The following is a 16,144-nucleotide window of genomic DNA, read 5'->3' on the forward strand; positions in this document are numbered from 1 at the left end:
TTCGACCCTGTGTCGACATCCGACAGACACCGACGGGCGTATGCCGCTACGGTTCGCGTCCTTGGGAGGCGTTCAGTTGAACATCTACGAGTTTCACTTCTTCGACGAGGCGGATCGCCGCCCCCTTCTCGACTTCTTCGACGGGGTCGACGACGCATCGGCGTTGGAGGCGGCGAGAACGCAGCTGTTGCATCACGCCTCCTGCGCGGGTGTGGAGGTGCTGGAGGCCGGTCGTCTGGTCGGGCGCGTCACCCGTTGAAGCTCGTTGGCGCTCTGCTCGCTGGCGTACACAACGCGATAAACACACGACTTTTCCCCAGAAAGCCGCGCGACATATAGCAACGCTGTGTCGAGTTTCGACAGACGCCGCGCTCAGATCGCCTTATGCGCGAACTCATGAACCGCCTTTCGCCTGGCAACCGATTGATCCAAGGGCTGAACCCCGACGATCGCGACGCTCTTCTCGCCATCGCCACCCCGGTGGAATTCGCGCCCGGCCATGTGTTCAGCGAGCCTGATGACGCCATCGAACACCTGCATTTCATCGATGACGGCTTCTGCTCCTCGGTCGCGGTGCTGGAGGACGGCCGCACCGTGGAGACCGTGATGATCGGGCGCGAAGGCGTGCTGGGCGTCGTCGCCTCGGTCGTGCCGCATTATGCCCACACCCGCAGTGTGGCCCAGGTCGCCGGAACGGCGCGCCGGGTAGACGCCGCCAAGTTCCGCGCCCTGTCGGCGCAACGGCCGGGCGTTCGCGACGCCGTCGCCGAATACATGGCCCGACTTCAGGGCGAGTTAGAGCAATCGGCCGCCTGCAACGCCCTGCACCACGCCGGCCAGCGGTTCGCCAAATGGCTGCTGCGCTGCCACGATCGGGTCGAGGGCGACACCCTGAACCTGACGCAGGAGTATCTCGCCTCCATGCTGGGCTCGCAGCGGACCACGGTGAACGAGGCGGCGCAGGGGCTTCAAAAGGCGGGCGCCATCGCCTATTCGCGCGGCCGGATCACGGTGCTGGATCGGGCGGCCCTGGAGCGGGCGGCGTGCGAATGCTACCGCCGGGGCGGAGACCGGCAGCCCTAGTCGACCTGGGCGGCCGGCAGTTCGAGGACCGCCTTCAGCCCGCCCATGTCGCTGTCCGACAGCATCAGCCGCCCGCCGTAGGCGCGCGTCAGGTCGTCAACGATCGACAGGCCCAGGCCCGAACCTGGCGCGCTTTCGTCCAGCCGCGCGCCGCGCTGCATGACGGTGTCGCGCTGATCCGCCGGCAGGCCCGCGCCGTCGTCTTCGACCACCAGGATCATCTGGCCCAGACCGCTGCCGCCCGCCGAAACGCGCACCCGGCGTTCCGAGAATTTGGCGGCGTTCTCGATCAGATTGCCCAGGATTTCCTGCAAATCCTGACGCTCGCCCAGGAAGGACAGGCTGTCGGGCGCACGCCAGTCGATCTCGACATTCTTGTCGCGGAACACCTGTTCGATCATCACCGCCAGTTCGTCCAGCACCTCGGCGACGGGCGTCGTCTCGCCCAGACCGTGGGCGGCGCGGGCGGCGGCGCGGGCGCGGCGCAGGTGGTGATCGACCTGGCCCTGCATGATCTTGGTCTGGCGTCGCACCAGCTCTGGCAGATCGCCCTCGCTCGTCCCCGCCTCGGCCAGCATGACGGAGATCGGCGTCTTCAGCGCATGGGCCAGATTGCCGACGTGGGTGCGCTGGCGATCCACGACCTCCTGATTGTGGTCCAGCAGGCGATTGACCTGCTCGGCCAGCGGCTGGATTTCCTGCGGATAGGAGCGACCGATCCGGGCGGACTTGCCCTTGCGCACGTCGGCGATCTCGTTGCGCAGGTCGAACAGGGGACGCAGGCCGATGCGCACCTGAATGAAGACCGCCGATACGAGTCCCAGCCCCAGGATCAGGAAGGCGATCCAGGTCACGCGCGCGAACTGGCGCGTGTCCGCATCGACGTCGGAGCGATCCAGCGCGGCGATGAAGATGACCGGATGTTCGTGCCGGGGGATGGACTTCATGCTGGCGGCGACCCGCAGCGGCTCGCGGGTCTCGGCGTCGTCCTTCGGGCCGGTGGTGTTGAAGGTGATGACGTCGCCGAAAGCCGCATCCAGGCGCGCGGGCAGGTCGGCGGGCAGGGCCAGGTCATAGCGCCACAGCGAGGTCGAACGCGCCAGGCTGACCAGCCGTCCGTCGGGGCGAACCTCCATGATCTGCCAGTATTTGCCCGACAGCAGCCGCAGAGTTCTGGCGTCCTGGATCTGTGGAATGGCTTCGCCCTGCGGCGTGCGGCTGGCGCCGACCACGATCTCGTCGATCGTTTCGTTGAGCATGGCGCCCAGACGCCGCAGGGCGGATTCCTGAAAGGCCTGGGTCAGCACCAGCGCTGAAATGACCAGAGCGACCACGATCCAGGCCGAGGCCAGCCAGATCAGCCGGCGCGTCAGGGAGCGACCTGGGCGACCGAACCAGCGGCCCCAATCGTGGAGCCCACCAGCGTTGGGTTTCGAAGCCGTCGCCTCGGTCACGCCGGGTCGGATTCGCCCGCCAGCGGCGTCAGCCGATAGCCGAGGCCGCGCACGGTCTCGATCCGGTCCGATCCGACCTTCTTGCGCACCCGGCCGATGAATACCTCGATGGTGTTTGAATCACGGTCGAAGTCCTGATCGTAGAGGTGTTCGACCAGTTCGGTGCGGCTGATGACGCGCCCCTGATGCATCATCATGTAGTGCAACAGCCGGTATTCCAGCGAGGTCAGGCGCAGGGGCTCGCCGTTGACGCTGGCCCGCGCTGCGCGGGGATCCAGCCGCAAGCCACCGCACGACAGGGTCGCCGAGGCGATGCCCGCCGAGCGGCGCAGCAGCGCCCGCAGACGCGCCAGCAGCTCTTCGGTATGGAAGGGTTTGGTCAGATAGTCGTCGGCGCCGGCGTCGAAACCCGCCACCTTGTCCGACCAGGCGCCGCGCGCCGTCAGGATCAAAACCGGCGTCGTCTTGCCCTCTCGCCGCCAACGCTCCAGCACCGACACGCCATCGATCTTGGGCAGGCCCAGGTCCAGGACGATGACGTCATAGGGTTCGTTCTCGCCCAGATAGTGGGCTTCCTCGCCGTCCGGCGCATGGTCCACGGCATAGCCCGCGTCGCCCAGCGCCGCCTTAAGCTGACGCGACAGATCCGCGTCGTCCTCGACCAGAAGCACGCGCATCAGTTCGGCCTGCGACGTTGATTGTTGTTGTCGGGACGCGCCTGTCCGGTCTGACCATCGACCACGACCTCCCGCACGCGTCCGTCGCGTTCGACCAGGACGGAATAGTTGCCGTCGCGGCGCGGTTGGGTGTCGATGGGGCGACCGCCGCCGGCCTCGCCGCCACGACGACGGGCCTCGTCGGGACTGACGCGCGGACCACGGTCCTGCGAGCGTTGATCCTGATCACGCGACTGGGCCTGCGCCGACATCGTCATGACGGGCGCAAAGGCCAGACCGAGAGCCAGGGCCAGGGCCGGAGGGGCGATCAGGAGAGGGGCGGGTTTACGAAACATGGCGACCGATCTAGTCCCGATCATCTGAACGGGCGCTGAATACGTCGTATAGTTTAAAGCGAACGCTGCTCCAAACCGGAGACCAAATCAGAAGACGGCGGTGTGACGTCTTTTTCATCCAGATGAACCGAACCTGATCGATCCTGTTCAGAACCGGCTCAGTCGCCGGGTGCTCAGATCGCCTCATCGCTGGTCACCCCGACCGGCAGAACATTTGAGGAGATCGCCATGCGCAAGCTCATCGTCCCCGCCATCGCCCTGGCCGCCGCCTCGGTCGCCGCGCCGTCCTTCGCCCAATCCTATCATCACCGCCCGGCCCCGCCCCATCACGCCAGCTACGGCTCGTGGCAGTCGATCAACGCCCGCCAGGCCAACCTGGATCGTCGCATCGATCAGGGCGTCCGCAACGGCCAACTGAGCCGTCGCGAAGCCGTTCGACTGCGCGGAGAGTTCAACAGCATCCTGCGCCTGGAAGCCAACTATCGCCGCGGCGGCCTGACCGCGTGGGAACGCCAGGACCTGGACCGTCGCTTCGACCGCCTCTCGGCCCAAATCCGCTACGAACGCCGCGATTACGACAACCGTCGGGGCTGATCATCTCGACGAAGACAGTTGGAAGCGCGGCCGCAAGGCCGCGCTTTTCTTATTTGATCTGAAGCCGCACAGCCGTGGGCTGCGCGGCACATCCTCAAGCATCCTTGCATTAAAAAGTCCGCCGCCGGCCCTTCACACGTCGCCCGCGCTGCGACCGATCCAGATTTCCTTGGTTTTATGAATCCTTTAGGTCGGCGGCCCGGACTCGCATCGCGCCATTATGCCGCCCGGTGGTCTGTTCCCGCTCGAACTTGAGCGAGGAGGCCGGATTGGCCGATGTGATTTTTCTGGCGGTGGGTGCGGGGACGTTCGCCGTCTTCGCCTTGCTGGCCACAGCATTGAAACGGGTGTGACGATGATCGCCATGCTCTGGGGGGCGGGGGCGCTGGTCGTCGCCGTTTACATGGTCGCGGCGCTGCTGCGGCCCGAGCGGTTCTGAGGAACCGGGACGGATTTCATGAACATGCAAGGATGGGGCGAGATCGCCCTGACCCTTGGGCTGGCCGTAATGCTCGGCTGGCCCATCGGCGTTTATATGTCGCGCGTCTGGAATGGCGAGCGGACCTGGCTGGACCCGGTGCTGAAGCCGGTCGAGGCCGTCTTCTACGGCGCCGCCGGCGTCGATCCTAAACGCAGCCAAGGCTGGCTGGGATACGCCGGCGCCCTTTTGGCCTTCAACCTGGCGGGCTTTGTGCTGCTGTATGCGATCCTGCGTCTGCAGGGCGTGCTGCCGCTGAACCCGCAAGGGTTCGCAGGCGTGTCGCCGCATCTGGCCTTCAACACCGCCGTCAGCTTCGTGACCAACACCAACTGGCAGAGCTATGGCGGGGAGGCGACTCTGTCGACCTTCACCCAGATGGTCGGCCTGACGGTGCAGAACTTCGTCTCGGCGGCGACGGGCGCGACGATCGCGGCGGCCCTGGCGCGGGCCTTCGTGGCCAATCGCGGCGAGGGGGTCGGCAACTTCTGGGCCGATCTGACGCGCACGACCCTTTATGTCCTGCTGCCTGCCGCCCTGATCTTGGCCGTGGCCCTGTCGGGTCTCGGCATCGTTCAGAGCCTGGCGGCACATGTGACGGCGACCGGCGTCGAGGGCGGATCCCAGACCTTGCCGCTGTTCCCGGCGGCCAGCCAGGTGGCGATCAAACAGCTGGGCATCAACGGCGGCGGCGTCTTCAACGTCAACGGCGCCCATCCGTTCGAGAACCCGAACGCCATCACCAATCTGCTGACCGCCGTGGCGATCAACGTCATGGGCTGGGCGGCCTTCTTCGCCTTCGGCCGCACGGCTATGGCGGGACGCGACATCCGCGCCCTGGCGGCGGCGGCCCTGATCCTGCTGAGCGCCGCCAGCGCGGCCATGTATGTGATCGAGACCCAGCCGGCCCCGGCTCTGGTCGCGGCCCATGTCGACAGTTCGGTCAACATGGAGGGCAAGGAGGTCCGCTTCGGCGCCCCCGCCTCGACCGTCTGGTCCGTGGTCACGACCGGCGCCTCGAACGGCTCGGTCAACTCGATGCACGCCAGCTTCATGCCCTTGGGCGGCGGGTTGCAGATGTTCCTGATGCAGTTGGGCGAGATCCTGCCCGGCGGCGTCGGTTCGGGCATCGCCATCATGGTCGTCATGGCCCTGCTGTCGGTCTTCGTCGCCGGCCTGATGGTCGGGCGCACTCCGGAATATCTGGGCAAGAAGATCGAGGCGCGCGAGATCCAGTTCGCCATGATCGCGGTGCTGATCCTGCCGCTGGCGATCCTGGGCTTCACCGCCGTGTCGGCCGTCTTCCCGACGGCGCTTGCGGGCCTGCTGAATAAGGGGCCGCACGGGTTGTCGGAGATCCTGTACGCCTACACCTCGGCGGCGGCGAACAACGGCTCGGCCTTTGCGGGTCTGACCGCCAACGCCCACTGGTGGAACACGACCTTGGGTCTGGGCATGCTGTTCGGGCGGTTCATTCCGGCCGTCGCCGTCCTGGCCATCGCCGGCAGTCTGGTGGTCAAGCCCAAGCTGGCGCCCAGCCCCGGCACCCTGCCGACCGACAACGGCCTGTTCATCGGCCTGCTGATCGGCGTGATCCTCATCCTCGGCGGCCTGCAGTTCCTGCCCGCCCTCGCCCTGGGACCGATCGTCGAGCACTTCCAGGTGCTCGCGGCGGTCGCCGGCGCCTGATCCTTCGGACATCCTGACATGACACAAGTAACTCTGGATCCCCGCGAGGGCGGCCGTGCGTCGCCTCTTGCGGGCGGCCTCTCGGGACAGATGATCGGACGCGCCGTCGGCGAAGCCTTCGTCAAGCTGAACCCCGTCAAGCTGATCAACAATCCGGTCATCTTCACCACCTGGATCGTGGCGCTTCTGTCCACGCTCTCGGCGGCCGCAGCCATCGCGAGCGGTCAGTCGGCGGGCTTTGCGGTGCAACTGGCGCTGTGGCTGTGGGCTACGGTCCTGTTCGCCAATGTCGCCGAAAGCATCGCCGAAGGGCGGGGCAAGGCGGCGGCCGACAGCCTGCGCGCCACCCGCGTCACGACAAAGGCCAAGCTGATCGTCGATCCGAAGACCGGCAGCGTGGTCCCGACCAACGCCTCTGAGCTCGAAGTCGGCTCGATCATCCTGGTCGAGGCCGGCGATGTGATCGCCTCTGACGGCGAAATCATCGAGGGCGTCGCCTCGGTCAACGAGGCCGCCATCACCGGCGAGAGCGCCCCGGTGATCCGCGAAAGCGGCGGCGACCGGTCCGCCGTGACCGGCGGCACCACCGTCGTCTCGGACTGGATCAAGGTGCGCATCACCGCCAAGCCCGGCTCGACCTTCCTCGATCGCATGATCGCCATGGTCGAGGGCGCGGACCGCCGGAAGACGCCCAACGAGCTGGCCTTGGCGGTGCTGCTGGCCGGCCTGACCCTGATCTTCCTGATCGCGGTCGTGACCCTGGTGGGTCTGGGCGCCTATTCCGGCGTCGATCTTGATCCGATGGTGCTGGGCGCCCTGTTCATCACCCTGATCCCGACCACGATCGGGGGCCTGCTGTCCGCCGTCGGCATCGCCGGCATGGACCGGTTGCTGAAGGTGAACGTGCTGGCCACCTCGGGCCGTGCGGTGGAGGCGGCAGGCGACGTCGACACCCTGCTGCTCGACAAGACCGGCACTATCACCTTCGGCAACCGCATGGCGACCGAGGTCATCCCGGTTCCGGGCGTGCGCCCCGAGGCCGCCCTGGCCGCCGCCGTCATGGCGTCGCTCGCCGACGAGACGCCCGAAGGCCGCTCCATCGTCGAGCTGGGCCGCAACGCCGGCGTCTCGGTCGATCAGCCCGCCGGCGCCGTCGCCATTCCCTTCACCGCCGTCACCCGCCAGTCGGGCCTGGACGTCGGCAAGGACAGCTGGAGGAAGGGCGCGGTCGATGCCGTGCTGAAGGATCTGAACCTCAACGACGGTTCGGCCCCAGCCGAGTTCCGCCAGGCCGTGGACCGGATCGCCCGTTCGGGCGGCACGCCCCTGGCCGTCACCCATAACGGCGTCCTCGTCGGCGTCATCCACCTGAAGGACGTGGTCAAGCCGGGCGTGAAGGCGCGCTTCGCCGACCTGCGCCGCATGGGCCTGCGCACCGTGATGATCACCGGCGACAATCCGGTGACGGCCGCAGCCATCGCTTCGGAAGCCGGGGTGGACGACTACCTCGCCGAGGCCACGCCCGAGGACAAGATGCGCCTGATCAAGGCCGAGCAGGCCAAGGGCCGTCTGGTCGCCATGTGCGGCGACGGGGCCAACGACGCCCCGGCCCTGGCCCAGGCCGATGTCGGCGTCGCCATGCAGACCGGCGCCCAGGCCGCGCGCGAGGCCGGCAACATGGTCGACCTGGACAGCGACCCGACCAAGGTCATCGAGATCGTCGAGGTCGGCAAGCAACTGCTGATCACGCGCGGCGCCCTGACGACCTTCTCGGTCGCCAACGACGTGGCCAAGTATTTCGCCATCATCCCGGCGATGTTCGTGGTGGCCCTGCCGTCGCTCGGCGCGCTGAACGTCATGCGCCTGCACAGCCCCGAGAGCGCCATCCTGTCGGCGGTGATCTTCAACGCCCTGGTCATCGTCGCCCTGATCCCGCTGGCGCTGAGGGGCGTCAAATACCGGGCCATCGGCGCTGGCGCGCTTCTGGGTCGCAACCTGCTGATCTACGGCCTGGGCGGCCTGATCGCCCCGTTCGTCGGCATCAAGCTGATCGACCTGCTCATCTCCGGCCTGGGTCTGGCGTGATGCGTCGGGAGGTCTCTCGCATCCTGCAACTCGTCGTGGCGGTGCTGGTCATCGCCGTGATGTGGGGCGTGGCGACGCTGCAGCAGACCGATCCGCGCACGCGCTCCAACCCCATGGCCATTCATCCTGTTCGAATAGAGAAATCCAATGCGTAAATCCTTCTCCAAGGCCTCGGGCCGCAACGACGCCTGGTTCGCCGCCGCCTGTATCGTCGGCCTCGCCGGTCTGGGCCTGTGCAGCGAAGCCAAGGCCCAGGACGTGTCGGCGAACGTCGCCGTCACCTCCGACTACGTCTTCCGCGGGGTCAGCCAGACCCAGGAAAACCCCGCCCTCTCGGCCGGCGTCGATCTGACCAGGAACGGCTTCTACGCCGGCGGCTGGGCCTCCAACGTCGATTTCGGCGACGACACGGACGCCGAGGTCGATCTTTATGCCGGCTATCGGCCGGAGGTCGCTGGCTATGCGCTGGACTTCGGCGTGATCGGCTATCTCTACGCCGGTCAGCCGGACGGCGCCGATTATGACTATGTCGAGCTGAAAGCCGCCGCTTCGCGCGCCGTGGGGCCGGCCACCCTGGGCGCCGCCGTCTACTATTCGCCCGACTTCTTCGGCGCGGCCGAGGACGAGGCGACCTATGCCGAGGTCAACGGCGCGGTCAGCCCGGCCGACAAATGGACCGTCTCGGGCGCCGTCGGGCATCAGTGGGTGTCGTCGGACCTGGACTACACCACCTGGAACCTGGGCGCGGCCTATCAGCTGACTGACAATCTGGCGGTGGACCTGCGTTATCACGACACCGATCAACACGACTTCGGCGACATCTACGGCGCACGCGCCGTAGCCACGCTGAAGGCGACCTTCTGAGGCGACGACCATGGTCAACCAACTTCGCCCGGCCCTCGTCATGACGGCTTTGTTCACCGTGCTGCTGGGCCTGGCCTATCCGCTGGCCGTCACCGGCATCGCCCAGGTCGCCTTCCCGGACCAGGCCAACGGCAGCCTGGTGCGCGACGCCGGCGGGCGGGTCGTCGGCTCGTCCCTGATCGGCCAGCCTTTCGTCGGCGCCACCTATCTGCATCCGCGCCCGTCGGCGGCGGGCGACGGCTATGACGCCGCCGCCTCGTCCGGCTCCAACATGGGGCCGTTGAACCCGGACCTGATCGCGCGCGTCGCCGAAAGCGCCCAGACGATCCGCGCCGAGGACGGCCCCGGCGTCATCCCCGCCGATGCGGTGACGACCTCGGGTTCGGGCCTCGACCCGGACGTGTCCCCGGCCTACGCTCGGCTTCAGGCCGCGCGGATCGCCCGCGCCAGAGGCGTTTCCGTGCAACAGGTCCAGAGCATCATCGACGCGCACATCGAGGGGGCCTTCCTGGGCTTCATCGGCCAGCCGCACGTCAATGTCCTGCTGACCAACCGCGCGCTGGACGCCCGCTTCGGAGCGGAGGGCTGATTGCCCGAAACGGCGCCCGCAACGCCCGCGACTTCAGCCGTTCCGCGCCGCAAGCGCGGGCGGCTGAAGGTGTTTCTGGGCATGTCGCCCGGCGTGGGCAAGACCTATGAGATGCTGCGCGCCGCACGCCGTCGAAAGGCCGAGGGGCTGGACGTCGTCGTCGGCGTGGTAGAGACCCACGGCCGCAAGGAAACGATGAGCCTGCTGCGCGGGCTCGACGTCATGCCGCGCGCGCCCATTGAACACCGCGACCGCGCCTTGATGGAGTTCGACCTCGACGGCGCCCTGGCGCGACGGCCCGAACTGTTGCTGGTCGACGAATACGCCCACTCCAACGCGCCGGGTTCGCGCCATCCCAAGCGCTGGCAGGATGTGGAGGAGCTGCGCGACGCGGGCATCGACGTCTGGACCACGCTGAACATCCAGCATCTGGAAAGCCTGTCCGACGTCATTCTGCGCATCACCGGCGTGCGCCAGCGCGAGGCGGTGCCCGACAGCGCCCTGACCGGCGCCGACGACATCGAGGTCATCGACATCACGCCCGAAGACCTGCGGGTGCGTCTAGCTGAAGGCAAGGTCTATGTGCCCGAGACGGCGCGGGTGGCGTCCGAGAACTTCTTCAAAATCGAAAACCTGACGGCGCTGCGCGAACTGGCCCTGCGACGCGCGGCCCAGACGGTCGACGACCAGTTGCTGACCCACCTGCGCGAGCGGGGCGTATCAGGGCCGTGGGCGGCGAACGAGCGGATCCTGGTCTTGGTCGGCGGCGACGCCATGACCGCCTCGCTGGTGCGGACCGGTCGGCGGATGTCGGACATGATGATGGACGCCCCCTGGTCTGTGGCCCACGTCGAACGGCCCAGCGGATCGCGCGCCGACGCCCGCTCGGCGGGACGATTGTCCGAGGCTTTCAAACTGGCCGAACAGCTGGGCGGACGCCCGGTGACGATCAGCGGCGACGACGTGGTGCGCGCCGTTCTGGACCACGCCCACCGCAACAACGTCACCCAGATCGTCATCGGCAAGACGCGCGGCGGGCGGTTCGCCGAATGGACCGGCCGGGCCCTGGCGACCGAACTGCTGCGCAAGGCCCAGGGCGTCGCCGTCCACGTCGTGACCGAGGGCGATCTGGCCGCGCCCGAATCGGCGGCCAAGTCGGGCGTCCGGGCGGCGCTGGACTGGCGCGGCTATCCGGCCGGGGCGGGGTTCGTCCTGGCGGCGACGGGGGCGGCTCTTTTGCTCGATACCCGGTTCGAGCGGGTCGATCTGGGCGTCATCTATCTGGCGGCGGTGGTGGCGGCCGGGGTGCTGAACGGGCTGCGGCCTGCGCTGGCGGCGGCGACCCTGGCCTTTCTGACCTACAACTTCCTGTTCCTTCAGCCCCGCTACAGCTTCCTGATCGGTTCGCCGACTGACTTCCTGACGCTGCTGCTGTTCTGGGGCGTGGCCCTGGGCACAGGCGCCCTGGCGGGGCGGGTGCGCGAACAGGCCAGAGCCGCGCAGCGGCGCGCCGCCGCCGTCTCGGCCCTGCTGGCCGCCAGCCAGACCCTGTCGGCGGGCCAGGATCGCGCGACCACGGCCCGCAGCCTTGCCGAACAGGCCTCGGCCGCCGCCGGCGCGGGCGCCGTCGTCCTTCTGCCCGACGGCGAGGACATCGTTCTGACGGCGGCCAGTCCCGAGGGCGTGACCCTGGCCCCCGACGCCATGGCCGCCGCCCGCTGGGCCTGGACCCACGGCGAGGTGACGGGCCACGGCACCGGCACCCTGCCGCAGACCCACTGGCGGTTTCAGCCCCTGCAGGGCGTGCGCGGCCGGGCCGGCGTGGCGGGCATCGACGCCTCGGCCGTGGCCGCGGGGTCGGACGAGGAACGCCTGGCCATGGCCCTGCTGGACCAGGGCGCCGTGGCGCTTGAGCGTGCCGATCTGGCCGGTCAGGCGCTGGAGACCGAGACCCTGCGTCGCGCCGATCGTTTCCGCGCGGCCTTGATGAACTCGGTCAGCCACGACCTGCGTACGCCCCTGTCCACCGTCCTGGGCTCCGCGACGACCCTGATCGACTATGGCGCGACCCTGAAGCCCGAGGTCCGCGATGACCTGCTGCTCAGCATCCGCGAGGAGGCCGAACGGCTGTCGCGCTATGTCGGCGACCTCTTGGACATGACCCGGCTGGAGGGCGGCGGGCTGAACGTGCGCACAGACTGGGTGGACGTGCGCGATATTCTCAACGCCGCCGCAGAGCGGGTGGCGCGTCGGCTGGGGACCCGTCACGTGACCCGCGACTTTCCCTCCCAGTTGAGCCTGGTTCTGTTGGACCAGGGTCTGCTGGAGCAGGCCGTGGTCAACATCCTGGAAAACGCCATCGCCTACAGTCCCGACGGCACGACCATCGAACTGGCGGCCTATGAGGATCGCGGCGCCGTCGTCATTTCCATCGAGGACGAGGGCCGAGGCATCCCGACCGCCGAGCTGGAACGGGTGTTCGACAAATTCCGCCGTATGGAGGAGCCGACCGACCGCGCCAAGGGGGCAGGTCTTGGCCTGGCCATCGCCAAGGGGTTCGTCGAGGCCATGCGCGGCCGCATCGCCGCCGCCAGCCCGATCCAGGACGACGCCGACGGCAAACGCGGTACTCGCATCCTGATCAGCCTGCCCAAGTCCATCGCCACCCACCCGGATCTGCTGTGATGTCCGCCGTTCGCCCCCAGGTTCTGGTCATCGACGACGAGCCGCAGATCCACCGCTTCCTGGCGCCCGCCCTGGACGCCGCCGGCTATGAACCCCGTCGCGCCGACAGCGGTCAGGAGGGCCTGCGCGCCATCGCCCTTTGGAGCCCCGACGCCGTGGTGCTGGACCTCGGCCTGCCCGACATGGACGGCAAGGACGTTCTGACGCGGGCGCGCGACTTCTATCAGGGGCCGATCATCGTCCTGTCCGCCCGCGACCGCGAGGCCGAGAAGATCACGGCCCTGGACCTAGGCGCCAACGACTATGTCGAAAAGCCGTTCGGCGTCGGCGAACTGCTGGCGCGCATCCGCGCGGGTCTGCGTCAGGGCGCGCTGACGCCGGTCGCGGGCGGGGTGGTTACGGCCGGCGATGTCGTCATCGACCTGGACCGCCGCATCGTCACACGCGCCGGTGAGCGGGTGAAGCTGCGCCCCAAGGAATACGACGTCCTGGCCTACCTCGCCCGCAACGCCGGCAAGGTCCTGGGTCATGCCGACCTGCTCAAGACCATCTGGGGCGCCGGCCACGCCGACGACGTGCAGTATCTGCGCGTCGTCGTCGGCCAACTCCGGCACAAGCTCGAGGCCGATCCGGCTCAGCCCGTCCTGCTCGTGACCGAGCCGGGCGTAGGCTATCGGCTGGCGGACTGAGCCCTTCGGCGAGAGGGTTCGGCTGTCTTTTCAGATGCAGCCTCATAATGGCCGGCGCGTTGTCTGCGAAACCCATGTATAATCCAGGCCCCCTCCCCCCGATCGTCTATCACCCGGCCTACAGCGCCGAACTGCCATCGGGTCATCGCTTTCCGATGCAGAAGTATGCGCGCCTGGTCGAGGTGCTGAGAGAGGAAGGGCTGATCGGACCGGAGGGGCTGTGTGAGCCCGAACCTGCGGATTACTCGCTGCTCGCCGCCGTGCACGATCCCGACTATGTGCGCCAGGTGCTGGACGCCTGCGTTCCGCCGAAGGTCGAACGGGTCATCGGCCTGCCCATCACGCAGAGCGTCGTCGAACGCACGCAGGCCGCCGTCGGCGGTACGCTGACCGCAGCCCGTCTCGCCCTTTGCCATGGCCTCGCCTGCAATACAGCCGGAGGCAGCCATCACGCCGGCCCCATGGGCGGCGCAGGCTTCTGCGTCTTCAACGACATCGGCGTGGCCGCGCGAGCCCTGATCGACAGTGGCGAAGTCGGACAGGTCCTGGTGGTCGATCTGGACGTCCACCAGGGCGATGGAACCGCCTTCATCTTCGAGCACGAGCCCCGCGTCTTCACCTTTTCCATGCATGGCGAAAAGAACTTTCCGGTGCGGAGGGGGCCCAGCGATCTGGATATCGACCTGCCCGACGGAACCGGCGACGCGGCCTATGTCGCTAGGCTCAAAGACGTTTTGCCCCACCTGCTTCAACGCGTTGCGCCGGATCTCGTCTTCTACATCGCCGGCGTCGATCCGCACGAAAGCGACCGGCTGGGGCGGCTGTCGCTGAGCGACGAGGGATTGGCTGCACGCGACGCCTATGTGCTTGAAACCTGTCTGGCGGTCGCGCCGGTCGTCGGCGTCATCGGCGGTGGATACGACCACGATATTGATCGTCTGGCGCGCCGCCACGCGACACTCCACCGCGCGGCCGCCCAGGCCTGGCGGCGCGGTCTGGGCCGGCGGGAGGCTTGATCGTGGCAGACCCGGCGCCGCTCATCATCACCGCAGCCCTGGACGACGGCGCCTTCGACTGGTTCGACGGCTTGCGTCAGGCGCACTTTCCCCGCCACCGCAACGTCGTCCCGGCCCATCTGACCCTGTTCCACGCCCTCCCCGGCGCGCAGGAAGACTTCGTGTTGGAGACGCTGAAGTCGGCGTGCCGACGCCAGGCGCCCATCCGCCTCGATGTGCGCGGCCCGTGGCCCCTGGGGCGTGGCGTGGCCTACCGCCTGGCGTCCGCCGATCTGGACCGACTGCGTAGACAACTCGCGGAGGCCTTTTCGCCCTGGCTAACCCGCCAGGACCAGGCCCCGTTCCGACCGCACATCACGATCCAGAACAAGGTCGAGCCCCCAGACGCCAAACAGTTGCTTGAGTACCTTAAATTGGAGTTCGAGCCGTTCGACATTCTCGCTGAAGGCCTGCTCGTCTGGCGCTATCTGGACGGCCCGTGGGAGGCGATTGATCGGATCCCATTCGATAGCGAGCTGCCCCTCGACGATTAGAATGCACCCGACAGCGCGATGGCGACCCCGGCAGGACTCCAACCTGCGACCTCGGCTTTAGGAAAGCCTTGCTCTATGCAGCTGAGCTACGGGGCCACGCAGGACGCCGTAGCGGGTCGGGGCGGCGGGGGGAAGTCGGGGCGGCGAAAAAGTCGGGCGGCGGTCGTTCGACTCCGGCGTCGGGCGTTTGTGGTTAAGGCTGCTTAACCTACCAGATATCGCGGTGAACAAAGGACGAAACGGGCGATGTCAGCGATTCGGTCCTGATTCGTTTCGCCCTTGTTCCGCGAGAACGGAACGGCCGTTAACCGACGGGCGGAATGTGAGCGGTCAGGGCGCGCAGGCCCTCCAAAAGGCGGTCGGAATCGGCGCTGGTCTGGCCCTGCGCGGTCAGGGTCAGGCGAAGCGCGCGGACATGAACCTCGACCGAGGGCCAGGACCAGCTGCCGGCGCTCTTCATCCGGTCGGCGATCTCGCACAGGCTGAAGGCGGCTTCGAAGAAGGTCGGGACGTCCAGATAGCCGGCCATGTCGACCATGGCGGAGGCGAAGGCATAGACCTGGGCCGGGGCGTCCGACGGACGGGTAGCGCACAGGGCCTCGATGGCGTCGACATTGGCCGTCAACAGGGTGAAGACGTGGTCGCGCTGTTCATCCAGCGCCTGGTTGGCGCGCGACTCGGCCTCGACGATCAGACGACCGCCGGGCCGCGCCATCTGACGCTGGAGCGAGGTGTGGACGCGGCGGACGGTGGGCGTCTTGGGCGCGGCGGCTGGCTCGGTCACAGGCTGACCTTCATCGGCTTCATCAGCATGTCGATGTCGTCCTGATCCATGTTTTCCTCGACCGCCTCGCCCAGATCGCCGGACAGGTCGCTTGAGCGGCGGCCGTCGGTGCCGGGGGGCGGCCCATAGTTGCGCACCCTGCGGTCGGGCCCGATGTAGTGTTCGGCCTCGACGAAATCCCGGTCCTCGCCGCCCAGCCAGATGATCCGTTTCAGCAGCAGGGACGGCGACAGGGGTTTGGCGACGATGAAGCTGGCGCCGCAGTCGCGGCCCTGCTGGACCTTGGCCTGGGAAGCGTGGCCGAGGATCATGATGACGGGCACATAGCGGGTCGGCGTGGGGGCGTCGCGCCGCAGCCAGCGCACGAAGTCATAGCCGTCCATGTCCGGCATGATGCAGTCGATCAAAATCAGATCGACCGAGCGGCGCGCCAACAGTTCGACGGCCGCCTGGGCCGAGGCGCACTTGATCTGCTCCTTGCAGCCGAAGCCCTGGACGATGGAACCCAGCATATCCAGCGACGTGGGCTGGTCGTCGATCAGAAGGACCGTCGTGTGCGCCAGATTGACCCGATCGCTCTTGGCCATGG

The 16,144-nt window shown here is 67.8% G+C and carries 18 protein-coding genes and 1 tRNA gene; 13 read left to right on the forward strand and 6 right to left on the reverse strand.

The window, feature by feature from the left end:
• Positions 1–76 precede the first annotated feature (76 nt).
• Positions 77–259, forward strand: a complete 183-nt coding sequence (locus PFY01_RS15240) for a hypothetical protein (protein ID WP_271041902.1) — start codon at positions 77–79, stop codon at positions 257–259.
• A 137-nt stretch (positions 260–396) separates the two neighbouring features.
• Positions 397–1,083, forward strand: a complete 687-nt coding sequence (locus PFY01_RS15245; protein ID WP_271041903.1) for a Crp/Fnr family transcriptional regulator — start codon at positions 397–399, stop codon at positions 1,081–1,083.
• On the opposite strand, the gene PFY01_RS15250 is transcribed toward PFY01_RS15245, so the two are convergent.
• The 3 genes from PFY01_RS15250 to PFY01_RS15260 are packed head-to-tail and all read right to left on the reverse strand — an operon-like array spanning position 1,080 to position 3,549.
• Positions 1,080–2,537, reverse strand: coding sequence for a sensor histidine kinase (locus PFY01_RS15250; protein WP_271041904.1), 1,458 nt, complete (start codon positions 2,535–2,537; stop codon positions 1,080–1,082). The genes PFY01_RS15245 and PFY01_RS15250 overlap by 4 nt on opposite strands.
• The gene (locus PFY01_RS15255) at positions 2,534–3,214 is read right to left on the reverse strand and encodes a response regulator transcription factor (protein ID WP_017505887.1); all 681 of its coding nucleotides are present in this window, start codon (positions 3,212–3,214) and stop codon (positions 2,534–2,536) included. Before PFY01_RS15255 ends, PFY01_RS15250 begins: the two co-directional genes overlap by 4 nt.
• Positions 3,214–3,549, reverse strand: coding sequence for a hypothetical protein (locus PFY01_RS15260; RefSeq protein WP_271041905.1), 336 nt, complete (start codon positions 3,547–3,549; stop codon positions 3,214–3,216). Before PFY01_RS15260 ends, PFY01_RS15255 begins: the two co-directional genes overlap by 1 nt.
• Before the next feature lie 228 nt (positions 3,550–3,777).
• Here PFY01_RS15260 and PFY01_RS15265 point away from each other — a divergent pair, with 228 nt between their 5' ends.
• From PFY01_RS15265 to PFY01_RS15315, 11 genes are all read left to right on the forward strand, one after another.
• Complete coding sequence (locus tag PFY01_RS15265) at positions 3,778–4,143, forward strand: hypothetical protein (RefSeq protein ID WP_271041906.1); 366 nt, start codon at positions 3,778–3,780, stop codon at positions 4,141–4,143.
• Positions 4,144–4,498: 355 nt separating this feature from the next.
• On the forward strand, positions 4,499–4,582 hold the full coding sequence (locus PFY01_RS15270; RefSeq protein ID WP_082503478.1) for a potassium-transporting ATPase subunit F: 84 nt from the start codon (positions 4,499–4,501) through the stop codon (positions 4,580–4,582).
• A gap of 18 nt (positions 4,583–4,600) precedes the next feature.
• The gene (kdpA, locus tag PFY01_RS15275) at positions 4,601–6,310 is read left to right on the forward strand and encodes a potassium-transporting ATPase subunit KdpA (protein ID WP_271041907.1); all 1,710 of its coding nucleotides are present in this window, start codon (positions 4,601–4,603) and stop codon (positions 6,308–6,310) included.
• An 18-nt stretch (positions 6,311–6,328) separates the two neighbouring features.
• Positions 6,329–8,395 carry a potassium-transporting ATPase subunit KdpB gene (kdpB, locus tag PFY01_RS15280; RefSeq protein WP_271041908.1) on the forward strand — a complete coding sequence of 689 codons (2,067 nt, stop codon included), beginning with the start codon at positions 6,329–6,331 and terminating at the stop codon, positions 8,393–8,395.
• The gene (locus PFY01_RS15285; RefSeq protein ID WP_153923133.1) at positions 8,395–8,550 is read left to right on the forward strand and encodes a hypothetical protein; all 156 of its coding nucleotides are present in this window, start codon (positions 8,395–8,397) and stop codon (positions 8,548–8,550) included. Before kdpB ends, PFY01_RS15285 begins: the two co-directional genes overlap by 1 nt.
• A complete protein-coding gene (locus PFY01_RS15290) occupies positions 8,543–9,259 on the forward strand; it encodes a TorF family putative porin (protein WP_271041909.1) in 717 nt (238 codons plus the stop codon). Before PFY01_RS15285 ends, PFY01_RS15290 begins: the two co-directional genes overlap by 8 nt.
• Positions 9,260–9,269: 10 nt before the next feature.
• Positions 9,270–9,848, forward strand: a complete 579-nt coding sequence (gene kdpC, locus PFY01_RS15295) for a K(+)-transporting ATPase subunit C (protein ID WP_271041910.1) — start codon at positions 9,270–9,272, stop codon at positions 9,846–9,848.
• Complete coding sequence (locus PFY01_RS15300; RefSeq protein WP_271041911.1) at positions 9,849–12,533, forward strand: sensor histidine kinase; 2,685 nt, start codon at positions 9,849–9,851, stop codon at positions 12,531–12,533.
• The gene (locus tag PFY01_RS15305) at positions 12,533–13,222 is read left to right on the forward strand and encodes a response regulator (RefSeq protein ID WP_039246385.1); all 690 of its coding nucleotides are present in this window, start codon (positions 12,533–12,535) and stop codon (positions 13,220–13,222) included. The genes PFY01_RS15300 and PFY01_RS15305 overlap by 1 nt, the downstream gene beginning before the upstream one ends.
• Positions 13,223–13,296: 74 nt before the next feature.
• Positions 13,297–14,238 carry a histone deacetylase gene (locus PFY01_RS15310; protein WP_271043079.1) on the forward strand — a complete coding sequence of 314 codons (942 nt, stop codon included), beginning with the start codon at positions 13,297–13,299 and terminating at the stop codon, positions 14,236–14,238.
• 2 nt (positions 14,239–14,240) lie between these two features.
• A complete protein-coding gene (locus PFY01_RS15315; protein ID WP_271041912.1) occupies positions 14,241–14,771 on the forward strand; it encodes a 2'-5' RNA ligase family protein in 531 nt (176 codons plus the stop codon).
• Positions 14,772–14,790: 19 nt separating this feature from the next.
• On the opposite strand, the gene PFY01_RS15320 is transcribed toward PFY01_RS15315, so the two are convergent.
• The 3 genes from PFY01_RS15320 to PFY01_RS15330 form a co-directional block, all read right to left on the reverse strand.
• Positions 14,791–14,867, reverse strand: a tRNA-Arg gene (locus tag PFY01_RS15320).
• Between the two features lie 208 nt (positions 14,868–15,075).
• Entirely contained in the window at positions 15,076–15,555 is a 480-nt protein-coding gene (locus tag PFY01_RS15325; protein WP_271041913.1) for a hypothetical protein, read from the reverse strand.
• Positions 15,552–16,142, reverse strand: coding sequence for a response regulator (locus PFY01_RS15330; RefSeq protein ID WP_055753919.1), 591 nt, complete (start codon positions 16,140–16,142; stop codon positions 15,552–15,554). The genes PFY01_RS15325 and PFY01_RS15330 overlap by 4 nt, the downstream gene beginning before the upstream one ends.
• Positions 16,143–16,144: the final 2 nt, after the last annotated feature.

It is taken from the genome of Brevundimonas vesicularis (genome assembly GCF_027886425.1).
In the GTDB taxonomy this organism is placed as follows: Bacteria; Pseudomonadota; Alphaproteobacteria; order Caulobacterales; family Caulobacteraceae; genus Brevundimonas; species Brevundimonas vesicularis_C.

Bases quoted from the DNA above. Each gene is read 5' to 3' on its own strand.
- PFY01_RS15245 (WP_271041903.1), top strand. From the start codon at position 397: ATGAACCGCCTTTCGCCTGGCAACCGATTGATCCAAGGGCTGAACCCC.
- PFY01_RS15255 (WP_017505887.1), bottom strand. From the start codon at position 3,214: ATGCGCGTGCTTCTGGTCGAGGACGACGCGGATCTGTCGCGTCAGCTT.
- PFY01_RS15260 (WP_271041905.1), bottom strand. From the start codon at position 3,549: ATGTTTCGTAAACCCGCCCCTCTCCTGATCGCCCCTCCGGCCCTGGCC.
- PFY01_RS15265 (WP_271041906.1), top strand. From the start codon at position 3,778: ATGCGCAAGCTCATCGTCCCCGCCATCGCCCTGGCCGCCGCCTCGGTC.
- PFY01_RS15270 (WP_082503478.1), top strand. From the start codon at position 4,499: ATGATCGCCATGCTCTGGGGGGCGGGGGCGCTGGTCGTCGCCGTTTAC.
- kdpA (WP_271041907.1), top strand. From the start codon at position 4,601: ATGAACATGCAAGGATGGGGCGAGATCGCCCTGACCCTTGGGCTGGCC.
- kdpB (WP_271041908.1), top strand. From the start codon at position 6,329: ATGACACAAGTAACTCTGGATCCCCGCGAGGGCGGCCGTGCGTCGCCT.
- PFY01_RS15285 (WP_153923133.1), top strand. From the start codon at position 8,395: ATGCGTCGGGAGGTCTCTCGCATCCTGCAACTCGTCGTGGCGGTGCTG.
- PFY01_RS15290 (WP_271041909.1), top strand. From the start codon at position 8,543: ATGCGTAAATCCTTCTCCAAGGCCTCGGGCCGCAACGACGCCTGGTTC.
- kdpC (WP_271041910.1), top strand. From the start codon at position 9,270: ATGGTCAACCAACTTCGCCCGGCCCTCGTCATGACGGCTTTGTTCACC.
- PFY01_RS15305 (WP_039246385.1), top strand. From the start codon at position 12,533: ATGTCCGCCGTTCGCCCCCAGGTTCTGGTCATCGACGACGAGCCGCAG.
- PFY01_RS15310 (WP_271043079.1), top strand. From the start codon at position 13,297: ATGTATAATCCAGGCCCCCTCCCCCCGATCGTCTATCACCCGGCCTAC.
- PFY01_RS15330 (WP_055753919.1), bottom strand. From the start codon at position 16,142: ATGGCCAAGAGCGATCGGGTCAATCTGGCGCACACGACGGTCCTTCTG.